The 21,312-nt window shown below is 70.6% G+C and carries 18 protein-coding genes and 2 pseudogenes; 8 read left to right on the top strand and 12 right to left on the bottom strand.

Annotation, left to right across the window (positions count from 1 at the left end):
• Positions 1-16 precede the first annotated feature (16 nt).
• The 4 genes and pseudogenes from ACLQ25_RS00420 to ACLQ25_RS00405 all read right to left on the bottom strand — a co-directional run bounded on the left by ACLQ25_RS00420 (position 17) and on the right by ACLQ25_RS00405 (position 1,201).
• The gene (locus tag ACLQ25_RS00420; RefSeq protein ID WP_425728322.1) at positions 17-214 is read right to left on the bottom strand and encodes a hypothetical protein; all 198 of its coding nucleotides are present in this window, start codon (positions 212-214) and stop codon (positions 17-19) included.
• A gap of 50 nt (positions 215-264) precedes the next feature.
• Positions 265-408, bottom strand: coding sequence for a helix-turn-helix domain-containing protein (locus ACLQ25_RS00415; protein ID WP_425728305.1), 144 nt, complete (start codon positions 406-408; stop codon positions 265-267).
• Positions 409-553: 145 nt separating this feature from the next.
• Positions 554-730: pseudogene (locus ACLQ25_RS00410) on the bottom strand (helix-turn-helix domain-containing protein); the annotation flags it as partial.
• 63 nt (positions 731-793) lie between these two features.
• Positions 794-1,201, bottom strand: a complete 408-nt coding sequence (locus ACLQ25_RS00405; protein WP_425727995.1) for a hypothetical protein — start codon at positions 1,199-1,201, stop codon at positions 794-796.
• Between the two features lie 293 nt (positions 1,202-1,494).
• On the opposite strand from ACLQ25_RS00405, the gene ACLQ25_RS00400 reads away from it, so the two are divergent.
• Together ACLQ25_RS00400 and ACLQ25_RS00395 are read left to right on the top strand one after the other, a co-directional pair.
• A complete protein-coding gene (locus ACLQ25_RS00400) occupies positions 1,495-2,751 on the top strand; it encodes a family 16 glycosylhydrolase (RefSeq protein ID WP_425727993.1) in 1,257 nt (418 codons plus the stop codon).
• A gap of 153 nt (positions 2,752-2,904) precedes the next feature.
• A complete protein-coding gene (locus ACLQ25_RS00395) occupies positions 2,905-3,927 on the top strand; it encodes a DUF4331 family protein (RefSeq protein ID WP_425727991.1) in 1,023 nt (340 codons plus the stop codon).
• Positions 3,928-3,931: 4 nt separating this feature from the next.
• Here the strand turns inward: ACLQ25_RS00395 and ACLQ25_RS00390 are convergent, their stop codons facing one another.
• From ACLQ25_RS00390 to ACLQ25_RS00380, 3 genes are all read right to left on the bottom strand, one after another.
• Entirely contained in the window at positions 3,932-6,913 is a 2,982-nt protein-coding gene (locus ACLQ25_RS00390; RefSeq protein ID WP_425727989.1) for a fibronectin type III domain-containing protein, read from the bottom strand.
• Between the two features lie 180 nt (positions 6,914-7,093).
• On the bottom strand, positions 7,094-7,324 hold the full coding sequence (locus ACLQ25_RS00385) for a DUF2188 domain-containing protein (RefSeq protein WP_425727987.1): 231 nt from the start codon (positions 7,322-7,324) through the stop codon (positions 7,094-7,096).
• Positions 7,325-7,397: 73 nt separating this feature from the next.
• Entirely contained in the window at positions 7,398-8,060 is a 663-nt protein-coding gene (locus ACLQ25_RS00380; RefSeq protein WP_425728303.1) for a M23 family metallopeptidase, read from the bottom strand.
• 97 nt (positions 8,061-8,157) lie between these two features.
• On the opposite strand from ACLQ25_RS00380, the gene ACLQ25_RS00375 reads away from it, so the two are divergent.
• Genes ACLQ25_RS00375 through ACLQ25_RS00365 form a run of 3 tightly spaced genes read left to right on the top strand, consistent with a single transcriptional unit; the run spans position 8,158 to position 11,866 of the window.
• Complete coding sequence (locus tag ACLQ25_RS00375; protein ID WP_425727985.1) at positions 8,158-10,554, top strand: PEP/pyruvate-binding domain-containing protein; 2,397 nt, start codon at positions 8,158-8,160, stop codon at positions 10,552-10,554.
• 27 nt (positions 10,555-10,581) lie between these two features.
• A complete protein-coding gene (locus ACLQ25_RS00370; RefSeq protein ID WP_425727983.1) occupies positions 10,582-11,274 on the top strand; it encodes a PH domain-containing protein in 693 nt (230 codons plus the stop codon).
• Positions 11,275-11,287: 13 nt separating this feature from the next.
• Complete coding sequence (locus ACLQ25_RS00365; protein WP_425727981.1) at positions 11,288-11,866, top strand: TetR/AcrR family transcriptional regulator; 579 nt, start codon at positions 11,288-11,290, stop codon at positions 11,864-11,866.
• Between the two features lie 11 nt (positions 11,867-11,877).
• Here ACLQ25_RS00365 and ACLQ25_RS00360 read toward each other — a convergent pair whose 3' ends face one another.
• The 4 genes from ACLQ25_RS00360 to ACLQ25_RS00345 all read right to left on the bottom strand — a co-directional run bounded on the left by ACLQ25_RS00360 (position 11,878) and on the right by ACLQ25_RS00345 (position 17,107).
• Positions 11,878-13,194: a hypothetical protein gene (locus ACLQ25_RS00360; RefSeq protein ID WP_425727979.1), complete on the bottom strand. Its 1,317-nt coding sequence runs from the start codon at positions 13,192-13,194 to the stop codon at positions 11,878-11,880.
• A gap of 13 nt (positions 13,195-13,207) precedes the next feature.
• On the bottom strand, positions 13,208-14,734 hold the full coding sequence (locus ACLQ25_RS00355) for an alkaline phosphatase D family protein (RefSeq protein WP_425727977.1): 1,527 nt from the start codon (positions 14,732-14,734) through the stop codon (positions 13,208-13,210).
• 115 nt (positions 14,735-14,849) lie between these two features.
• Positions 14,850-15,827, bottom strand: a complete 978-nt coding sequence (locus tag ACLQ25_RS00350) for a TolB family protein (RefSeq protein ID WP_425728301.1) — start codon at positions 15,825-15,827, stop codon at positions 14,850-14,852.
• A 5-nt stretch (positions 15,828-15,832) separates the two neighbouring features.
• Positions 15,833-17,107, bottom strand: coding sequence for an MFS transporter (locus ACLQ25_RS00345; RefSeq protein ID WP_425727976.1), 1,275 nt, complete (start codon positions 17,105-17,107; stop codon positions 15,833-15,835).
• A gap of 223 nt (positions 17,108-17,330) precedes the next feature.
• Between ACLQ25_RS00345 and ACLQ25_RS00340 the strand changes: the two genes are divergently transcribed.
• Together ACLQ25_RS00340 and ACLQ25_RS00335 are read left to right on the top strand one after the other, a co-directional pair.
• The gene (locus ACLQ25_RS00340; RefSeq protein ID WP_425727974.1) at positions 17,331-18,707 is read left to right on the top strand and encodes a DUF7594 domain-containing protein; all 1,377 of its coding nucleotides are present in this window, start codon (positions 17,331-17,333) and stop codon (positions 18,705-18,707) included.
• Between the two features lie 151 nt (positions 18,708-18,858).
• A complete protein-coding gene (locus ACLQ25_RS00335) occupies positions 18,859-19,902 on the top strand; it encodes a hypothetical protein (protein WP_425727972.1) in 1,044 nt (347 codons plus the stop codon).
• Positions 19,903-20,013: 111 nt separating this feature from the next.
• Here ACLQ25_RS00335 and ACLQ25_RS00330 read toward each other — a convergent pair.
• Positions 20,014-20,391: pseudogene (locus ACLQ25_RS00330) on the bottom strand (ABC transporter permease subunit); the annotation flags it as partial.
• Between the two features lie 57 nt (positions 20,392-20,448).
• On the opposite strand from ACLQ25_RS00330, the gene ACLQ25_RS00325 reads away from it, so the two are divergent.
• The coding region (locus ACLQ25_RS00325; RefSeq protein WP_425727970.1) for a hypothetical protein at positions 20,449-21,312 on the top strand (864 nt) is incomplete at its 3' end.

Raw genomic sequence — 21,312 nt, 5'->3', positions numbered from 1 at the left:
TCATGGAGCTTCGTAATCATGGTCTGATGGCCATGGGGAGGAAGTTTCTGTGGCGGTGCAGCCGGATTCGCCACATCAGCCGGCCGCGCTGTCCGGGCTTGAGGCAGACCAGGCCGGCGATCGAGACCCGGCCGGAGCCCTTGCCGGACACCTCGACCACCGGCGTCTGCCCCCGCCGGGCGCACGTCTTGGCCACCGGCGGTCGCAGTTGCATGACCTGGCCTGCCTCGTCCTGGAAGCAGAGCCAGGCCCCTTGCGCCGCCGCTAACCTCTTACCGACGGCCACCGCCCGCGATGCCAGCCGGCAATCGCTTCCGGATCGCGTTCGATCGCCCGACGAGTGGGCACCTGCTGGCTGCCCCCGAGGCGATGCAGCAGATAGGACACACCGCAACGACGCTCGATCATCGGCCACCCGTCTGAGGGTCCAGCGGGCATCGTCCCAACCGTGCAGGATCGGACCCTCATCGAGCATCTCGGCCAACTGTTTGCGCTGCTCAACGGAGAGTTTGCAGTCCGAACCGCCCGGCCCGGCCGACGCCAGAGCCTCCGTTCCGCCAGCAGTCCACTGCCGCCGCCACACACGGACCGACTTCTCAGAAGCCCGCAGCTCAGAAGCGATCTGCGCGGTCGGTACGGACTTCTCGAACATCGTCGCGGCCTGGATCCGGACCTTCTCACGCCGGACCCGGGCTGCCGCGTTTATCCCACCACCAGCCGGATACCTCATACCTCCCGGCTCACCGAACCCATCGACCGAGATCACGCAGACACGCCGACGGACGTCAGGCTCTCAACTTTTGTAGCCGACCTGGGCCACCGGCGCCGGGCGGTGCGTGATCTCCTCCATGAACGCGAACCGGGCGGTCAGCTCGGCGAGGGTCGCCCCCTCCCGCCAGGCCGAGGCCACCTGGGCGACCTGGACCAGGTCCATGCAGTCGCCGCGGGCCAGCACCTCGCCCGCGGAGCGGACGTCGATCATGAAGTATCGGGCCTGCGAGCCCAGCCCGACACAGACCACGCCCTGGTCGGAGTGCAGCTCGGCGCAGGTGAACCGGGCACGCCCCTGCTCGGGTGCGGTCACCCGGCCGATATCGAGCCGGTGGCGGTCGGCGGTCTCGATGAGCGCGGGGGCCAGGCCACCCCGCTCGACCAGATCCGGGTAGAGGCGCACACCCAGCGCCGTCGACGCGTCGCTCATGACTGACTCCCACTTCCTTGTGACAGAGACCAGCAGCACGCAGGTTACGGGGAGGTTTCCTGCGGACCTCGTCATCCTGTCCCGCGTGGACGCTCCACGGCAATAGGAAGTGTCGATTCGACCGCTATCGAGGGGTGCGATCGGGCGGTAACGGACCGTCGCGGTATTGGAAACACTCTTGACAGAAAGGCCACCATATAGACATGCTTCGCTGATAGAGCGCTCTCCGCGCTCCTCTGCCGCGCCGCCTCCGACGCGCCGCCCCCGCTAACCACCTCGCCGAGGAGCCTCCCGTGTTCACAGCCCGACCAACCTCCCGCAGCCGCCCCCTCCTCCTCGCGGCGGTCGCCCTCGTCACCACCCTCGCCTCCCTTGCCCTCCCGGGTCAGTCCGACCGGGCCGAGGCCGCCATCGGCCCGATCACCTGGCAGGACGAGTTCAACGCCCCGGCCGGTACGCCCGTCGATGCGAACAAGTGGCGCTTCGACATCGGCGGCGGGGGCTGGGGCAACAACGAGCGGCAGTACTACACCAACAGCACCAGCAACGCCGTACACGACGGCCAGGGCAACCTCGTCATCACCGCCCGCCGGGAGAACCCCGCCAACTACCAGTGCCACTACGGCCGCTGCGAGTACACCTCGGCCCGGCTGCTGACGGCGGCGACCTTCAACCAGACGTACGGTCGCTTCGAGGCCCGCATCAAGATCCCGCGCGGCCAGGGCATCTGGCCGGCGTTCTGGATGCTCGGCAACGGCGGCGGGTGGCCCGACTCCGGCGAGATCGACGTCATGGAGAACATCGGTCGCGAGCCCAACACCGTCTACGGCACCATCCACGGGCCCGGCTACTCCGGCAGTGGCGGCATCACCGGCAGCCGCACCATCGGCGGTCCGCTCGCCGACGGTTTCCACGACTACCGGGTGGACTGGGAGCCGGGCGCGATCACCTGGTACCTGGACGGGGTGCAGTACCACCGTGTCGACCCGGCCCGCCTCGGCGGCAACCGGTGGGTGTTCGACCACCCGTTCTTCATGATCCTCAACGTGGCGGTCGGGGGAAACTGGCCCGGCTACCCGGACGGCTCCACCCAGTTCCCGCAGCAGATGCGCGTCGACTACGTCCGGGTGTCGAGCTACACCTCCGACGGCGGTAACCCGCCGTCCGGCACCACGCGGATCCGGGGAGCGCAGAGCGGGCGCTGCGTCGACATCCCGAGCGCCAACCCCGTCGAGGGCGCCAAGCTGCAGATCTGGGACTGCAACACGACCGCGGCGCAGGCGTGGACCTTCGCCTCCGACGGGACCGTCCGGGCCATGGGCAAGTGCATGGACCCGGCCTGGGCCGGCACGGCCAACGGCACCGAGGTCAACCTGGTCAGCTGCAACGGCAATCCAGCCCAGCGCTTCACGCTCAACAGCGCGGGCGATCTGGTCAACCTCAGCGCCAACAAGTGCGTCGACGTACGGGAGGCCAACCCCAACAACGGCGGCAAGCTGCACCTGTGGGACTGCCTCGGCGCGTCCAACCAGAAGTGGTCCCGCTTCTGAGCAGACCGGCGTGAGCGAACGGGCCGTCCGAGCGCAGCCTCGGACGGCCCCTTCGCGTGCGCGGCAGTGCCCCGAACCCGATTCGGTCGGGCGATCACTCTACGACCGCTATGTTCGGTCTAGTCCGTATATAGCCATCACGGGAGTGAGCCCATGTCGCACCACCTCGACACCCCCCTCGCGGCCCAGGGAGGTCAGCTCTACATCGACGACCTCTACGTCTTCGACGGCGACCACGCCACCGTGTTCGTCATGGACGTCAACAGCTCGGTGACCAGGGCCGACATCAAGCGTGGCTTCCACGCCGAGGCCCGCTACGAGTTCAAGATTCACTTCAACGGGGCGGACACCGAGGAGCTGATCTACCGGTTCGCGTTCGGCGAGCCGGACGGCAACGCGACGCAGACCCTCCAGCTGTACGAACTCACCGGCGCCGACGCCCGGGACGACGCCGCCATGGGCACTCCGATCGCCGAGGGCAGGACCGGCGAGGTGACGACCGGGCAGCACGTCCGGGTCTGGGCGGGCCGGATCACCGACCCGTTCTACATCGACCTCGGCGAACTCGCCACCATCAACGGCGCGGTCAAGAACGGGGCGAAGGTGGACCGCTCGACGTGGCGGGCCGACCAGGCGACGAACAGCTTCGCCGGCACCACCGTCGAGTCGATCGTCCTGGAGGTCTCCCACGACGAGCCGATGCTGCGCGAGGGCACCGAGATCGGCGTCTGGTGCCGGACGCTGCTCGCCACCGACGCGGGCGGATGGCGGCAGATCAACCGCGCCGGCCACCCCATGATGTGGCCGGTCTTCTGGCCGCACGACACCGACTTCTCGGATCCGGCGAACTTCCGGCACCCCAAGCAGGACCTGCCCGAGGACGGAGAGGAGATCGCCAAGGCGGTCGCCGGGGTCGTCGCGGCGAACGGCACCGCGCCGGACCCCCAGGCGTACGGCTGGAGCGTCGCCCGGGCGCTCTATCCCGACGTGCTGTCGTACACGGTGGGCACGGCCGCGAACTACGGCTTCGCGGTCCGCAACGGCCGCACCATGGCCGACAACGCGCCCGAGGTGATGTTCTCCCTGGTCCTGAACACCGGCACCACCTCCGGACTCGCCCCCGACGTCACGAAGGCCGCCCGCGCCGACGCGTTCCCGTACGTGGTACCGGCCTGACCGGTCAGGCGACCGAGTGCGTCACGACGGCTACGTAGTCGCCGGCCACCTTCGCGTTCGGAAACGTCACCACCAGCGTCGGGTTCCAGGTCGCGGAGTTCGGACCGCCCGTCTGCCCGGACCAGCCGGCGGCCGTGCGCGGTGTGTCCAGAACCGCGCCGGGCTGCGGTAGGAACGTCCCGACGCCGGTGGTGGCGAGGGCCGGCCCGGAGGCGTACGTGACGTTGCTGTTCGGAATGGTCTCGGCCGGCGTGCCGGAGCCCGTGGTGAAGCTGGTGGTCGAGACGACGCTGACCCACTGTCCCGAGAGCGGTCCACGATCGTCGGTCACGGTCACCGGGCCGAGTTGGCCCGAGACGCCGGTCGCCTGGGAGGTGACGGTGCCGAGCGAGAAGATCGCCGGGACACTGATGGAGAGCCCGCCGAGCGGGCTGATGACCAGTTCGACACCGCGGGTGTCGGACTGGTCGAACGAGTCGGTCACCCGCACGGTGAAGGGGAACGTCCCGGACACCGTGGGGGTGCCGGAGAGCAGCCCGCTGACCGGGTCGAGGCTCAGACCGGCAGGCAGGCTTCCGGCGCTGATCGACCAGGCGAAGGGGCTCGTGCCGCCGGCAACCGTGAACTGGTACTGGTACGGCACGTACGCCTTGCCCGGTGGTGGCGGCGCGAAGTTCAGCGTCGGCGGCGGGTTGACCGTCACCGAGGCGGAGGGGGCCGACTGGGGGCCGGTACCGGCCGCGTTGATCGCGGCGACCCGGAAGGTGTACGTGGCGCCAGCGGTCAGTCCGGTGACGACCTGGGTCGTGGCGGCTCCGCTGAAGGTCTGTGGGGTCTGCGCCACCCCGTTGAGGTAGGGCGTCACCGTGTAACCGGTGATCGGCGACCCCCCGTTGGCCGGCGCCGTCCAGCTCAGCCTGGCGGCGGTCGTCCCTCCGGTGACCGAGGTGATCGTCGGCGCGCCCGGCAATGTGTACGGGACCACCGCCGCCGAGGCGGGGCTGGCCGCGCTGGTGCCGTACGCGTTCACCGCCGCCACCCGGAAGGTGTACGAGGAGCCGGCGGTCAGCCCGGTCAGTGTGCGGCTGGTGGTGGAGGCGTCGAAGGAGAGGGTCGGTTGCGTGACGCCGTCCCGGATCGGGGTGATGAGGTACGTCGTGATCGGACTGCCGTTGCTCGCCGGCGCGATCCAGCTCACGGTGGCGCTGGTGACACCCGCGACGGCGGTCGGCGTGGCCGGCATGGCGGGCGCCGAGGCGTAGACGTAGTTCGCCGACCCGGCGGCGCCTCGGGTGACGACGCTGACCGTGACCGTCGCCGCGCTGGACCGGGCGGGCATCGAGGAGATGCCGAGGGTGCCGTCGGGGTTGACGGTGAAGCAGCCGGCCGCCGGGCCGGAGGTGCAGGGCAGCAGCAGCACCGACGTGGCGGACTGCTGTTCGGCGGTCGTACCGATGGTGATCGCGGTCGCACCGGTGAGGTTGCTGCCACCGACGGTGACGGCGATACCCCCGGCGATCGAGCTCTGCGCGGGGGTGACGGTCACACCGCTCGGTGCGGTGGCTGGCGCGACGCCGGTGGCGATGCCGGAGTACCCCGGGTTGGCGTCGACCGATGACGAGGTCGCCACCGTGGCCGTCTGGATCAGCGCCGGTGTCACCCCGGTTCCGGTCACGGTGGCGACGACCGTGATGGGCGGCAGGAAGGTCCCGCCGGGGAACGGCCCGTTGCTGTTGGTGCAGGTGATGCTCTGTCCCGATGGTGCGCCGCAGACCCAGCCGGCGCCGAACGCGCCGCGCGGCGTGACGCCGGTCGGCACGGTCTGGGTGACCGAGATGGGCGACGTCTCCGTGGCGCCGGCGTCGACCCCCGCGATGACCGAGTAGGTGACAGGGTCACCGGGCTGCGGGGTGGGGCCGACCGCGCTGGTCTGCGAGACGTTCAGGTCCGGCACCTGGTTGAAGCTGACCGCCCGGGCCTCGTCGATCTCGTGGAAGTCGGTTACCGAGCCGGTCGAGCCCACCCAGCCGAAGGCGAGTTGCCGGGGGTAGCCGTCGGCGTTCAGCCAGGTCGGCGACGGGTACAGGGTCGATGGCACGACCGGCAACGCGCCCTGAAGGGTCTGCGCGGAACCGCCGACCGGGGTGAAGCGGATCCGGTACTGCCCGGCGGGAGTGGTGATCCCGCTGTCGGTGGTGTACGGCGAGGCGGTGGTGTTGATGACGACCTCGACCGGCACCACGGACGCCGCCCGGGTGCTGGCCCGCAACGCCAGGGCGGGGGCCGAGGTGCTGCCGGCGCTGCTGTTGATCGCGCAGTAGCCGACGCCGTTGCGGCCCGGACCGCGGACGACGACCTGCCCGGGTACGCGCCCCCCGGTGGTGGAGATGTAGGGCGGGTTCGTGCAGCCGGTGCCCTGGTACGTGCTGCTGCTGAAGTTGCCGAAGACGTCCAGCCCGATGCCCATGTAACCGTTGGACAGGCCGGCCGACACGCCGTTGAACGCCGCCGAGTAGCCCAGCGAACCGCCCGTCTGACCGAGGGTCGCCGGGGACCGTGGGTTGGCGGGATCGACAGCGGCCAGCGCGAAGGCGAGGCCGTCCGCGCCCGGGTTGGAGCCGCCGTACTGGTAGGTGTTGAAGGTGAGGTGCAGACCCTGCGAGGTGGGAACGCTGACCGCGCCGAACACCCCGCCCTGGCGGTTGACGGTGGCGGGGGTGAGGCGCAGCTTGCCGGCGCCCTGCGGGTCGGTGGAGGTGGTGCAGCTCAGGAGCGGGCCGGTGGTCGTGTTGCCGGCCGCGCTGAGGCAGGCGGCATTGGTCGCGCCCGCGGTGGGCACGCCCGGCACCGTCACCGGGCCGATGCCGTTCGCGGTGTTGTTGTGAAAGGGTTGGTCGAACAGGACGGACCCGACGGCCGACGCCGGTAGCGGTGTGAGCGTCAGCGCTCCCGCGGTCACGGCGGCAACGAGAGCCAGGGTGCCCATCGGACGACATCGTCCCCGAAACACCACGTCCACCCCCGCTGCCACTTCAGCCCCAAAAGGGACTCTATATCCCAAAACCTCCCAATACTCTGGGTACGTGGAAGCCGGCGAAGCCCATGCGGAAGCGGACCGGCCCCACTCGGTCACACCGAGGGGGCCGGTCCGCAGGCAGTGGGGTGATCAGCCCGCGATGTCGCGGGGGTCGCGGCTGCGCGGGTAGGTGTTCTTCTCCCCGATCGTGCCGTCCTGCTTCTTGATCACCTGCTCGACGCCCCGGTCGGCCGCCATCTCGCGGCCCTGTTCCTGCGCGTCGGCCTTGGTGTCATGCGTACTGCTGGCCCGGTCGTTGCCCTCCGGGCGGTTCTTCCACTGGCCGTTCTCCTGGTAGGTGTCGACATCGCCCTTGGTCATCGCCAGCTCCTCCCCTGCGTCTGCGCGGTCGTCCTCTTCAGTGCCCCGAGCGGGGGCGGGCAAACCGCTGTCCTCAGGAGACGGCCGGACAGTTGTTGCTCACCCGGCGGAGAATCTGTTCGCGGTCGTCGGTCGTGATGCCCGACGGCGTGCCGTCGAAGTGGGTCTCCACCTTGTCCCAACCTCGGCGCTGCTCGTAGTGCAGGTGCGGAGCGCCCGAGTTGCCGGTGCTGCCGAGTCGACCGATCTGCTCGCCCTGGGTGACCTTCTGACCGACCGTGACCAGCGGCGGTTCGAGCAGGTGCAGGTACTGCGTCTCCCAGGTGCCGCCGTGGTCGATCTTCACCCAGTAGCCACCGCCGCGTCCGCGCGGACCTTCCGGGTTCTCCGGCGTACGACCACCCAGCGAGCCGTTGATGCCGGCCACCGTGACGGTGCCGCCGTAGGAGGCGAGGACGGGACGCCCCCACGACTCGCCCTCGATGGGGAAGAAGTCGACGTCGTAGTCGTCGTGGCCGGGGTAGGTGCTGAGTTGCCACGTTTCCCCGCAGGTGACGGGCATCTGGAAGAGCGGGCGTGGACCGGCCGGTCGCAGCATCGGCACGACGACCACGGCGACGCCGGCGACGGCCGCCGCCGCCGCGACGAGCGCGAGCACGATGACGAGGGTCCGCCGACGGGGGCGGCGATGGGTGCGGACTCTGGTGGGGCGGCCGGTCGTCACCGGCCCGAGCATGGCAGACCTCGGCAATCCCCACCACCTCCACGTTGCAGTTGCATTGTAAAGGCGCTACCGTCGAAGCAATACAGTCGTATTGCAACTGGAGGTCGGCGTGCACGTGCTTCCGCTGTCCGAGGTGACCGCCGAGCTGAGTGACCTGGTCGGCGGGAAGGCAGCCGGGCTGGGCGCGCTGCTCCGGCACGGCGAACGCGTCCCCGAGGGGTTCTGCGTCACCACCGAGGCTTACCGACACGGCGTCGTACCGGTGGCGGAGATCATCGGGGCGTACGAGCGGCTCGGGGCCGGCCCGGTGGCCGTACGCTCCAGCGCCACCGCCGAGGATCTGCCGGACGCCAGCTTCGCCGGGCAGCAGGACACCGTCCTGGGCGTCACCGGCGCGGAGGAACTGGTCGCCGCCGTCGAGAAGTGCTGGGACTCCCTGCACAGTGACCGCGCGACCGCGTACCGCGAGGCCCACGACATCGACCCGCAGAAGCTGGCGATGGCCGTCGTCGTGCAACGCATGGTCACGCCCGTGGTGGCGGGAGTGCTGTACACGGCCAACCCGTTGACCGGTCGGCGTGACGAGATGGTGGTCGACGCCGCGCTGGGGCTCGGCACCGCCGTGGTGGACGGCGCCACCGCCGTGGACCACTACGTCCTCGACGGCGTCGCACGCGACGACACCGGGTGCCTGACGTCCGCGCAGCTGGAAAGGCTGCGGGCGGCCGGCGAGCGGCTGGCCGGGCACTTCGGCTGCCCCCAGGACGTCGAGTGGGCGATCGACGCGGACGACGTGCTGTGGTTGCTGCAGTCGCGCCCGATCACCAGTCTGTTCCCCCAGCCACCGGCCACCGGCAAGCCCCTCCCCCGCGTCTTTCTGGAGTTCGGGCACGTCCAGGGCATGCTGCGACCGGTCACCCCGATGGGCATGGCGTCCCTGCGGGCACAGATCACCGCGATGCTCGCGGCTCTCGGCATCCGGGTGGAGATCGTCGACATCGGCGGCCGCCTCTACGGCGACCTGACCGACCTGGCCCGGAGCAGGTCGTCCCGGCGACGACTGGTCAAGCTCATGGCCGTCGACTTCGGCCCCCGGGCGCAGGCCGTGATGCGGCACGTCCTGGCCGATCCGCGATTCGCCCCGACCAGCGGCGGGCGCGGCACGGCGCAGCGGGCGGCGTCACTACAGACCGCCGGCCGGGCGGCGGTGGGAATCGTGCGTGCCCTGGCCCGCCCGGAAACCGCACGCATCCGGATGTTCGAGGCGATCGATCAGCTCCGAGCCCGCTCGGTGGCCCCGGACAACCTGCGGACCACGGCCGAGCGGCTGCGGTTTGTCGAGGCGCGCGACGACACCGACCACAGCGACGCCATCATGTGGCCGATCGTCGCCGGGATGCTCGCCACGGCGCTGCCGTCCCCGCTGCTCAAGGGCATCGCCGGTCCGGCCGAGATCCACGCCGTGCTCGGCGGGATGCCACACAACGTCACCATCGAGATGGACCTGGCGCTGTGGCGACTCGCCCAGGGCGTGGGTGAGCACCGGCGACTGCTGCTCGACACACCACCGGACGAGTTGGCCGCCCGCCACCTGCGCAGAGCACTGCCCGACATCGGCATGGCGGACTTCCTGGACGCGTACGGGCACCGCGGTGCGGCCGAGGTCGACCTCGGGGTGCCGCGCTGGGCCGAGGACCCCACACCGGTCTTCGCCGCGCTCGCCAACTACCTCCGGGTCACCGACCCGGAGCAGGGCCCCGACCAGCGCTTCCGCCGGGCCGCCGCGACGGCGGAGACCGCACTGGAGGAGCTGGTCGCGCGGGCCCGCCGACAGCGGCCGGTACGCGGTCGGATCGCCGGCTTCCTGCTGGGTCGCGCCCGCTCGCTGGCGGGCCTGCGCGAGGCCGGCAAGTTCGCCGGGCTGTACCCACTGCGGGAGACCCGCCGACAGTTGCTGCTGATCGGAGCGGACCTGACCGACGCCGGGCTGCTGGACCAGCGCGACGACATCATGTTCCTGACCCTCGACGAGGTGCGTGTCGCCGTACACCAGGGTGTCGACAAGCGCGACGTGGTCGCGTCCCGGCGGTCCGCGCACCGCCGCGAGCTGCGTCGCCGGTCGGTGCCGGTGGCCTTGCTGTCCGACGGCACCGACGTCGAGACCGTCCTGGCACGGGCTCACGGCGGTGACGGGACGCTCGTCGGCGTGGGAGCGTCCGCGGGTCGGGTCACCGGCCCGGCCCGCGTCGTGCACGATCCGGCCACCGCCCACGTCGAGCCCGGCGACGTCCTGGTCACCACGACCACGGACCCCGGCTGGACCCCGCTGTTCCTCACCGCCGCCGCCCTGGTCAGCGAGACGGGCGCGATCATGGCGCACGGCCCCACGGTGGCCCGGGAGTACGGCATACCCGCCGTCATCTGCGTGCCGGACGCCACCCGAACGATCACCACGGGTCAACTCGTCACCGTCGACGGTGGCGCGGGCACCGTGACCGTCCACTGACCACCACCTGAAACCCCGAGGACGACGATGACCGAGACGAGGACGCCGACCAGGGCGGCTGTGGGGCCGCTACTGCGCCGGGCGGTCGTGACCGAGGCGGCGATGTGGCGCAGCCTCTACCTGTGGGCGCGTCGCCGTCCCCTGCCGCTCGGGCCGGGTGACGAGCCGTTCGGCTACCTCGGCGTGGTCAAGCCGATCCTCGGGATCTTCATCGCCCTGTCGGCCGTCGAGATCCCGATCTTCGACCTGATCGTCACCAACGTGGTGCCGTGGCGGCCGGCCCGCTGGATCGTGCTCGGCCTCGGCATCTGGGGTCTGCTCTGGATGGTGGGCCTCTGGGCGAGCATGACCATCCACCCGCACATCGTCGCCGACACCGGGCTGCGGGTACGCAACAGCTCCGGCATCGACATCTGGATCCCGTGGTCGGACGTCGCCGCGCTGCGCAAACGTCACCGCTCACTGCCGTCGAGCAGGTCCATCCAGGTCGAGCAGGAGGGTACGCGCCAGATCCTGCACATCTCGGTCGGCAGTCAGACGAGCATCGACGTCGTGCTGCGCCGGCCGACGACCTTCGACCTGCCCAGAGGCCGGTCCGTGCCGATGGACGAGCTGCGACTGTACGCCGACGACCCCGACGGCCTGCTACGCAGCGCCCGGGGCACGCCCGCGCCGGAGACTGACCGCCGCACGACGGCGGCTCCCGTCCACGCGCTGTGAAACGATCGAGGCCATGCCCAAGAAGGTCGATCACCAGCAGCGACGCACCCTCATCGCGGACGCGTTGATGCGGGTCGCCGCGGATCAGGGCCTGGAAGCCGTCAGCCTCCGTCACGTCGCCACCGAGGCGGGCGTGTCCGCCGGAATGGTCCAGCACTACTTCCGCACCAAGGACGAGATGATGGCCTTCGCGTTGAGCGTGGTCCGCGAACGCAGCCAGATCCGGGTCACCGAGGCGGTCGCGCGACTCGGCGAGGCCCCGGCGCCCCGGCTGCTGCTGCGTACGATCATCGCCGCGCTCCTGCCGCTCGACGCGCACACCCGCGACGACGGTCGGGTAGCGCTGGCGTTCCTCGCCTACACGGCGGTGCGCCCGACGGCCGCGACCGGCCTGCGCGAGGGCACCGCGCAGCTCACCGCCTTCGTCGCCAGCGTCCTGCCCACCAACGACGTGTCCGCCGCAGCCGGCCTGCTGGCGCTGATGGAAGGGCTCGGCGTCTACCTGCTGGGTGGGCAGTACACCGCCGAGCAGGCGCTGGACGCACTGGACGCCCAGCTCGACCTGCTCTTCGGCACACCGGCGACGGCGTGATCCACTCGGTTTTATGGAACCCGAGTTGCTCCTGCCAATCTGCGCTGGCGCAACTCCTCGGCGGTCATCAGCCAGGTGGAGTTCGTCGCCCCGAGACCGACAAGCACCTGGTCGAAGCCGTTGCCATCGTTGTCGTCGGTGTAGCAGAGGCTCACCTCGCCCCACGGGGACGCGGCGATGGCCAGGTCTTCCTGGCGACCGGTCGTGGTCTGGCTCAACGCCTGCGCCGCCAGCCGACCCGTGGTGCTGCCGTCCGGGTTGAGGCCACGCGCCCAGACGTCCGGGTTGGCACCGGACACCGTCCAGCCCACCACGACGTTGCCCTCGTCGTCGACGCCGACGCCGGGAGCGACGGCCCCGGTCCCGGTGGACACCTGGACCTCGTCGTGGCGGGCCGCGCCGGCCGCGGTGAACGAGCGCGCCCAGACGCCCTTCGTGCCGGTGTGGTCCGACTCCCAACCGACGGCGTAGTCACCGGAGTAGGTCGACGCGACCGATGCCCGCCGCTGCTGCCCGCCGCTCTGCGCGTTGGCCGTCCGCCGGGACAGCACCACCGCGCCGTTCGCGCGGGCCAACCGGGTCAGACCGATGTTGTACGACCCGTTCGCGTCGGCGTCCTCGTCCCAGACCACCAGCGCCTCGCCGGAGGCGGACACCGCCACGTCGGGGCGGTGGTGGCTGCCGGTCGTCTGCGAGGCCGTCACCTCGTACCCCTTGGTGGTGGGGCCGGTGAAGCCGGCGGCCTTGACGGTGGCCGGCGCGGTTCCCTGCACGTCCTCCCAGACGACGGCGAAGCCGACGGCCGCGCTGATGGGCGCGCCGTCCGGGTCGACGGCCACCTTCGGCCAGATCTGCTGGCCGGCGTCGCTGGCGTTGGCCTGCCCGGAACCGAGGATCGCGCCGGCCGGGGACACCACCCGGTACTGGATGTTGTAGACGCCGTTGCCGTCACCGTCGGCGGCCCAGACGACCACCGCGTTGCCCCGGTCGTCGAGCCCCACGTCGGGGCTGATGTGTCGCCAGGCGGCCCCGCTGGTGCCGCCGGTCGAGAGCTTCAGCTCGTAGCCGGGCGTGCCGTCGCGGAACAGGCGCAGGTAGATCTCGGTGTGGGTGTCGTCCTCGGGCGCGGTGCTGTCCCGGTCGTCCTCCCAGGCCACCGCGACCTGTCCGGTGCGGTTCATAGCGATGGCGGGCAGGTCCTGGTCGCCGGTGGCCGTGCTGTTGGCGGTGGTCCAGGTGATCGCGTCGGCGGTCATGGCGGTCGGAGCGGGCGCCAGCGCGGTCGGCACCAACAGGGACGCGGTGAGCAGTGTCGTGAGTGCGGTCATCGGTGTGCTCCTTCTACCCGGCCTGCAGGCCGGGCTGGCCGTCGAGGATGACGAACGAGCGCACCGTCGACGCTGCCGCGCCGTGCTCGGTCACCGTGTTCACCGCGCGGAAGTCCGCGCGGACCTGGCTGCGGCTGATCGTGGTACGGACGTAGCCGCGCCGGTCGGAGTAGAACTTCAGGTGCGGGTTGGTCGCCGCGTTCGGGATGGTGGTGCTGCCGGTCCCGTTGCCCGTCGAGGTGATCGAGGTGCAGACCAGCTCGGTGCCGATCGTGGCGGACGACGGGTTGGCGTAGTCGGCCTTCAGCTCGTTGGCCCAGGACTTGTGCACGTCGCCGGTGAGGACGAGCGGGTTGCGCACGCCGCGCTGCTGCCAGCCGGTCTGGATGCGGCTGCGCGACGCCCGGTAGCCGTCCCAGGCGTCCATGTTCGCCGCCCCGCTCGCCTCGAACTGGCGGGCGAAGAACACCTGCTGGCCGAGGATGTCCCAGGTGCCGTAGTGCTGGGCCAGCCCGTCGAGCAGCCACGCCTCCTGAGTCGCGCCGGTCAGCGACCGGGAGGCCAGGTCGGCATCCGCGCAGACCTTCCAGCCGTCGCCGCACGCCTGGTCGTCGCGGAACTGCCGGGTGTCGAGCATGTGGAAGGTGGCGAGCTGCCCCCACCGCACGCGGCGGTAGAGCGGGATGCTGTTGCCGCTCGGCGCGGAGGCCGGTCGCAGCGGCATGTTCTCGTAGTAGGCGCGGTACGCGGCGGTACGGCGAGCGGTCCACTGGGCGGCGGTCAGCGTGGGGCTGCTGTCGGCGCGGACCATGTTCGCGTAGTTGTTCTCCACCTCGTGGTCGTCCGGCACCACCAGCCAGGGCGCCGCCGCGTGCGCCGCCTGCAGGTCCGGGTCGGACTTGTAGAGGGCGTACCGGCGGCGGTAGTCGGCCAGCGACACGATCTCCGCGCCCACGTGCTGGCGCACCGCCGAGGTGTTGACGCCTCCCTCGTAGATGTAGTCGCCCAGGTGCAGGATCAGCCCCGGGTTCTCCTCGGCCATCCGCCGGTACGCCGTGTAGTAGCCGGCTTCGTAGTGCGCGCAGGAGGCGACGGCCATGACCAGGTCGCGGCCGAACGTGCCCGCCGCCGGTGCGGTCCGGGTACGCCCCACCGGGGAGATCTGCCCCTGGGCCCGGAATCGGTAGTAGTAGTCGGAGTCGGCCGCCAGCCCACCCGCGACGACGTGCACCGAGTGGGCATCGGCGTACCGGGCGACCACCGAGCCGGACGCGACAAGCGACGAGAAGCGGTCCGTGGTGGAAACCTGCCACTCGACCGTCACGTCGGCGTCGGCCATGCCGCCCTGCCCGTCGGCGTTGAGCGGTGACGGCGCCAGGCGGGTCCACAGGACCACGCTGTCGGCGGCCGGATCACCCGACGCCACACCGAGTTTGAAGGGGTACGGCGCCGCGGCGCGGGCAGTCTGCCCGGGGGTTACCGCGGCGCCGGCGGCGGCGAGTCCACCGAGGACGAATATGCGACGACTGAGCCTTGTCATGGTCAATACCTTCGAGGCCGTCGATGAACGGCGAAGGCTGTGGCGCGGAAGCCGACATGACGGGACGTTGTCCGCGTCAAGGCCGTCAGGTGTCGCGCCGCGCGGCCTAAGGTCGTCAGGTCAGCGGCGACGGTGACTCGGCACCGGGGATCAGCAGTTTCGGCCGGCCAGACCCGTCGGCGGGGACGCCGAAGACGTCGGGCCGGCCCTCACTCTGGCGCAGCGTGTAGGCCAGCGTCGCGTCGTCCAGCCAGGCCGCCTGGTCGTCCACGCTGGCGGTCTCCGCCGTCGCGGCGATCCGCCCCGAGGCCAGGTCGAGAACAGACAGCCGCCAGCCCTTCCTGGGGTCCGCGTCGATCGCCTGCTTGAAGGCGATCCGGGTGCCGTCGGGCGACAGCGACGGGCACTCGACGTTCTCCCGCAGCGTCTCCACGGTCCGGGCGGCCACGTCGCCGCGTACCAGGTAGCGCTTCCCGCCGGTCGACATGGTGGCGTAGAACCGGTTGTCGTCGGCAGTGAAGGTGACGCCCCAGTAGTTGACGTCCGGGCTGCGGTAGGCGCTGCCGTCCCGCGTGACGGCGAACCCTTCCAGCGACGTGACGGTCGCCCCGGTGACCGTGTCGAGGATGCCGGTGCGGGTGGAGAAGCCGCTCGCCGTGTAGGAGTCGCCCCCGACGAACGTCGTCCAGGAGACCATCCGGCCCGACGCCGAGACCCGGGCCCGGTTGGGCAGGCCCGGCACGCTCAGCGTCCGCTTCTGGTTCAGCGCCGCGTCGAGCACCACCACCTGGTACGACCACGCGGTATCCGGCTTGAGGCAGACACCGGTGCCGGCCGCCGCGTACACCCGCAGGCATTCCAGGCCCGAGACGGTACGCGGCCCGGCGGGGTCGGCGGTGGCGACGCTGGAGACGTACCGGTCGGTGACGGCCAGGAGGCGCGGGCCCGGCGTCAGCGTGACCGCCTGGTCCCCGGCGGCGGCCGGTGGCGGGGTCCGGGGCGGCTCGGCGGCGATGGCCGCGTAGCCCACGGCCCCGCTGGCCAACAGCACCGCCGAGGCGGCCACCACACCGAGCTTGGCCCGGGTCGACATCGCGGTCACGAGGGCACCTTCCGGGGGATCAGACGGGACGGGGAAGCCAGCAGGAGCACGGTGACCACCAGGACACCGGCGACGGCCACGGCCGCCGCCCGGACCGCCGTCTGCGGCCCCCAGGCCTGCCAGGCCAGACCGAACAGGACCGAGGAGACGAGGTACGCGAGCGCCTGCCCGGTCTGCACCAGCGCGATCCCGGTGGTCCGCAGCCGCGGCGGCAGCACCGGTCCGGCGAGCGCGATGAGCACCCCGTCGGTGGCCGCGTAGAACGTGCCGTAGAGCGCCAGCGTGAGCACGAGCGCCGGCCAGCCGTGCAACGGCCCGGCCAGCAGCAGGTAGGTCGCGCCGAGGGCGAGGTAGCCGCCCACCACGACCGGCAGCCTCCCGACCCGGTCGGCCAGGACACCGAGCGGGGCGGCGAGCAGCAGGTACGCGAGGCTGGTGCCCACCGCCAGCAGCGGGAACCACCGCAGGCCCAGGTCCTCGCGGCGTTGCAGCACCAGATAGACGAAGCCGTCGCCGATGGTGGCCAGGCCGAGCATCGTCGCCGCCAGCAGCAGCCGACGGGCCGGCCGGCTGCGCAGCAGGCCCCACGCCTCGCCGACGGAGACCCGGGGCTCGTCCGGCTTGTCGGCGGGCTCGCGGTTCGGGCGCTCCCGGACGAACAGCACGAGCACGACGAGCGCCAGGGCGGCGACGCAGAAGCTGGTGACGAAGACCGCGTCGTACGACTGCCCGACGGCCAGCAGGACGGCGAACGCGGCGAGCGGCCCGAGGAACGCGCCGACGCTGTCCATGGCCCGGTGCACCCCGAACGCCCGACCCAGCGCCTCGGGCGGGGTGGAGAGCGTGATCAGCGCGTCCCGGGGTGCGCTGCGCACGCCCTTGCCGAGCCGGTCGACGGCGATGACCGCGCCGATGGCGGGGACCGACCGGCCGGCGAGCAACAGGCCGAGCTTGGCGACCGCCGAGAGCGCATAGCCGACACCGGCGACGAGTTTGCGTCTCCGGAACCGGTCGGCGACGAAGCCGCCGACGACCCGCAGCAGCGCGGTCGCGCCGGTGTGTACTCCGTCGAGCACACCGAAGGCCACCGGGCTGAGTTGCAGGCCCAGCACCAGGTAGAGCGGGAGGACGGCGGCCACCATCTCGGCCGAGACGTCGGTGATCAGGCTGACCGTGCCGAGCGCGACCACGTTGCCGCTGACCAGGGCGAACCGGCGGCGGCGCGGCCCGGGTGGGTCGGCGACCGGACGGGAGACGGTCGACAGGTACACGCGCATCTCCTGGACATCGGTGGGCGACGGTCAGCCATCGTGACGATCGGGTGCGAAGGGCCACAAGAGAGCACGGGCTGCGGGCAGGCGTGCGGTGGGTGAACATCGGACGAACATCGAGATGTTTCGCTGTCTGAGCGTACTGTTCACCTGGCGGCAGTGCGCCGGTTCATCGACCTTCCTACGTTCCTTGCGCTCTACACCCGCAACGAAGGGGTCCTGGATGGACATTCGAATCGCCCGCCCGCCGGTGACGGTCGGTACGGTCGCGGTGCTCGTCGCCGCCACCGCCGCCGTCGTCCTGACCGGCTCGGGCACGGCCTCCGCGGCGAGCGTGACGTTCACGCCGGTCGCCGACACCTACGTCCAGAGCGACACGGCATCCACCAACTACGGCACGTCCACGCAGGTCGTGGTCGACAACTCGCCCGCGCGGCGCATGTTCCTGCGCTTCACGGTGAGCGGCGTCAGCGGCACGGTGACCAGCGCCAAGTTGCGGTTGCGCACGATCAGCGGCAACAACGGCAGCGACGCCGGCGGCACGTTCCGGAGGATGTCCAGCACCACCTGGTCGGAGACCGGCACCACCTGGAACAACCAGCCGGCCATCGACGGGGCCACCCTCGGGACGCTCGGCGCGGTCTCCGGCAACACCTGGTACGAGGTCGACGTCACCTCCGCGGTCACCGGCAACGGCACGTACAGCTTCGGCGCCACCTCGACCAGCGGCGACGGCGCGTACTACGACACCCGCGAGAGTGGCGGCGACGCACCGCAGCTGGTGGTCACGACCGGGACCACGACGCCGCCGTCCGGTGACCCGGTCCTCGTCGGCGCCGGCGACATCGCCACCTCCGGCTCCGGCGACACGGCCACCGCCGCGCTCCTCGACAACATCTCCGGCACCGTCTTCACGACCGGCGACAACGTCTACGACAGCGGCACCGCGTCGCAGTTCGCCAGCTACTACGAGCCCACCTGGGGCCGGCACAAGAGCCGCACCCGCCCGTCGCCGGGCAACCACGACTACAACACGTCGGGTGCCACCGGCTACTACAACTACTTCGGTACGACCGCTGGCCCGAGCGGCCGGGGCTACTACTCCTACGACCTCGGCAACTGGCACGTCGTGTCGCTGAACTCGAACATCAGCATGTCGGCCGGCTCCGCCCAGGAGCAGTGGCTGCGTGCCGACCTCGCGGCCAGCAGCAAGCCGTGCACGATCGCGTACTGGCACCACCCGCTCTTCACGTCCAGCGCCGACCACTCGCCGTCCACGTCGACGCGCCCGCTGTACCAGGCGCTCTACGACTACAACGCCGACGTCGTGGTGTGGGGCCACAACCACGTGTACGAGCGGTTCGGCCCGATGAACCCGTCCGGGAGCTACGACGCCAGCCGGGGCATGCGTAGCTTCGTCGCCGGCATGGGCGGTGCGGACCACTACGGCTTCGGCACCATCCAACCCAACAGCGAGGCGCGCAACAGCTCCGCCTGGGGGGTCCTGAAGTTCACCCTGCACTCCGGCAGCTACGACTGGCAGTTCGTGCCGGTTGCCGGCCAGACCTACTCCGACAGCGGCACCGGCAACTGCCACTGACGGCCTGATCCCGCTGCGCCGTTCGCGGCGCAGCGGGATCCTCCGCCGCGCCGGCGAACAGGCCCCAGAAACTCGAAGAGCCGCTTGAACCGCCCCCGGACCCCGCCGTAGTACCCGTACCGATCAGGGCATCGAACCGGGAGGTCTATCAGTGGCACCGTGGGAACAGCAGCCCGACCAGAACTGGCGCCTGTACAACGAGGCCGGAGATGTCGTCGGCACCCGAGCACGCAACCCCGACGTCAGCCCCCGAGAAGCAATGGTTGGTGTCTGGGAGAATCTGCCCGCGAGCGCGCTGGTGGAGTCGGCCGTACACCTCGGCCAGGAGGCCCTTGCTCAGTTCAACAGCGTAGAACGACTGGTGGAAGACGCCACGCCACTTCTGGAGCAGCCCGTCCCCAGCGGAAATCTATTGGAAGGCCTTGCGGACCAACTGGGAAGGAGCATCGCGGGGATCGATCGGGCGGTCCTTGCGATGGAGACGACCATCGCCTTACTCGACATGGTCAAGCAGCGGTGGGGCCCAGCCGGCACCTCGACAGCGCAAAACGTGCAGATCATCAGGAACCAGACGAGGACCACGACGAATGCGATTGACTCGATCAAGATCTTCTTGCGCCTCCAGCGGGACGCCGCCACGGCGCTCAGTGAGGCCAGAAGGTTGGGTTTGCAGCATCCGGGCTTCGGCGAGGCACACCACGCGGCAATCCAGAGCCTCGGCGAGATCGTCGTGGGTTCGTTTGGCGCCCGTCTCATCCTGAGAGCAAACGCCGAGGATGTGGCCAACACGTCCGGCCGGCTCGGCCCGCTGCCGGCCAGCCGAAGCAACCTGCCTGAGGACCTGGTCAACAAACTGGCGGGGGCGCTGCGCGGCGGGGTCTACACCGACTCCAAACCGTACGGCGCACAACACCCCTCCACCACGCAGAAGAACGCGGAGGTAACCCAGGCGGTCATCACGCTGCTGAACGAGGCGGGCATGAGCGACCATCAGATGGCGCGGCAGGCGTATCACGCCCGGCAGCAGCACCGAGGCGAGGTATTCCCGGCCGTCGACTTCTACCCCGAGAACTCCCGGTCGCGGCTCGCGGCCAGCCTGTCGATCGGCAACCGGCCGGGCCAGGGCACCACCGACGTGGCCACGACCAGCAACCACCGTGCCACCACGCCCCCGCCGCGACCGCACCGGCGATGACGGCGTCGGCGCGCACCTGACGTGTGCGCGGGTTTCGGCATCCGGGCGGCCGAGCGACATGTGCCCCCGCCCCCGGTAGGGGCAGGGGCACACGTACGTGCCGTTGGTGCGTCAGCGGGTGCCGGCCGCCCGGCGCTTGTTGTAGACGTCGAACGCGACGGCGACGAGCAGGACGAGCCCCTTCACCACCGACTGCGTCGACTGGTCGACGCCCATGAGCTGCATGCCGTTGCTCATCACCGCCATGATCAGACCACCGACCATCGCGCCGACCACGGTGCCCACGCCGCCGGTGACCGCCGCGCCGCCGATGAAGGCCGCCGCGATCGCGTCCAGCTCGAACATGTTGCCGGCCGCGGGCTGCGCGCCGTTGGACCGCGACGAGTAGATGACGCCCGCCACGGCCGCGAGGAAGCCCATGTTGACGAACATCCAGAAGTTGACGGTGCGGACCTTCACGCCGGACAGCGCCGCCGTTGAACCACCCCCCGGGCCCCGCCGTAGTACCCCGCACCCGAACAGAACACCTAACCGGGAGACCTACCAGTGGCACCATGGGAGCAGCAGCCCAACCACAACCGGCACCTGTACGACAACGCGGGAAACATCATCGACACCCGAGCACGCAACCCCGACATCAGTCCCCAAAAAGCAATGCTTCGCCTCTTGGACAACATACCCGCGAGCGCGCTGGTGGAGCCGGCCGTACACCTCGGCCGGGAGGCGCTCGCTCGGTTCAACGACGTAGAACGACTGGTGGAAGACGCCACGCCACTCTTGGAGCAGCCCACCCCCAGCGAAAATCAACTGGACGGCCTTGCGGACCAACTGCTGAGGAGCATCGCGGGGATTGGCCGCGCGGTCCTCGCGATGGAGACGAGCAACGCCTTACTCGACATCGTCAAGCAGCGGTGGGGTCCAGCCGGCATTTCGTCTGAGCAGAGCGTGCAAATCATAACCAACCAGACGAGGATCACGACGGATGCGATCCACTGGATCAAGGGCTTCTTGCGCATCCAGCAGGACGCCGCCACGGAGCTGAACGAAGCCAGAAGGCTGGGTACGCAGCATCCGGACTTCGGCGACGCACGCCGCACGGCAATCCAGAGCCTCGGCGAGGTCGTCGAGAGTTCGTTTGCGGCCCGTCTCGTCCTGACAGCAACCGCCGACGATCTGGCCAACACCTCCCTCCGGCTCCGCCCGATGCGGGCCAGCCGAAGCAACCTGCCCTGGGACCTGTTCAACAAACTGGCGGGGGCGCTGCGCGGCGGGGTCTACACCGACTCCAAGCCGTACGGCGAACAGGACCCCGCCACAACCGTGGCGAATGTGGAGGCAACCCAGGCGGTCATCACGCTGCTGAAAGAGGCGGGCATGAGCGACCATCAGATGGCGCGGGACGCATATCAC

Origin of the sequence: Micromonospora sp. DT44 (assembly GCF_049841635.1) — a bacterium.
Taxonomy (GTDB): domain Bacteria; phylum Actinomycetota; class Actinomycetes; order Mycobacteriales; family Micromonosporaceae; genus Micromonospora.
Note: the sequence above shows the minus strand (reverse complement) of the source record. Positions and strands in the feature narration are given on the sequence as shown.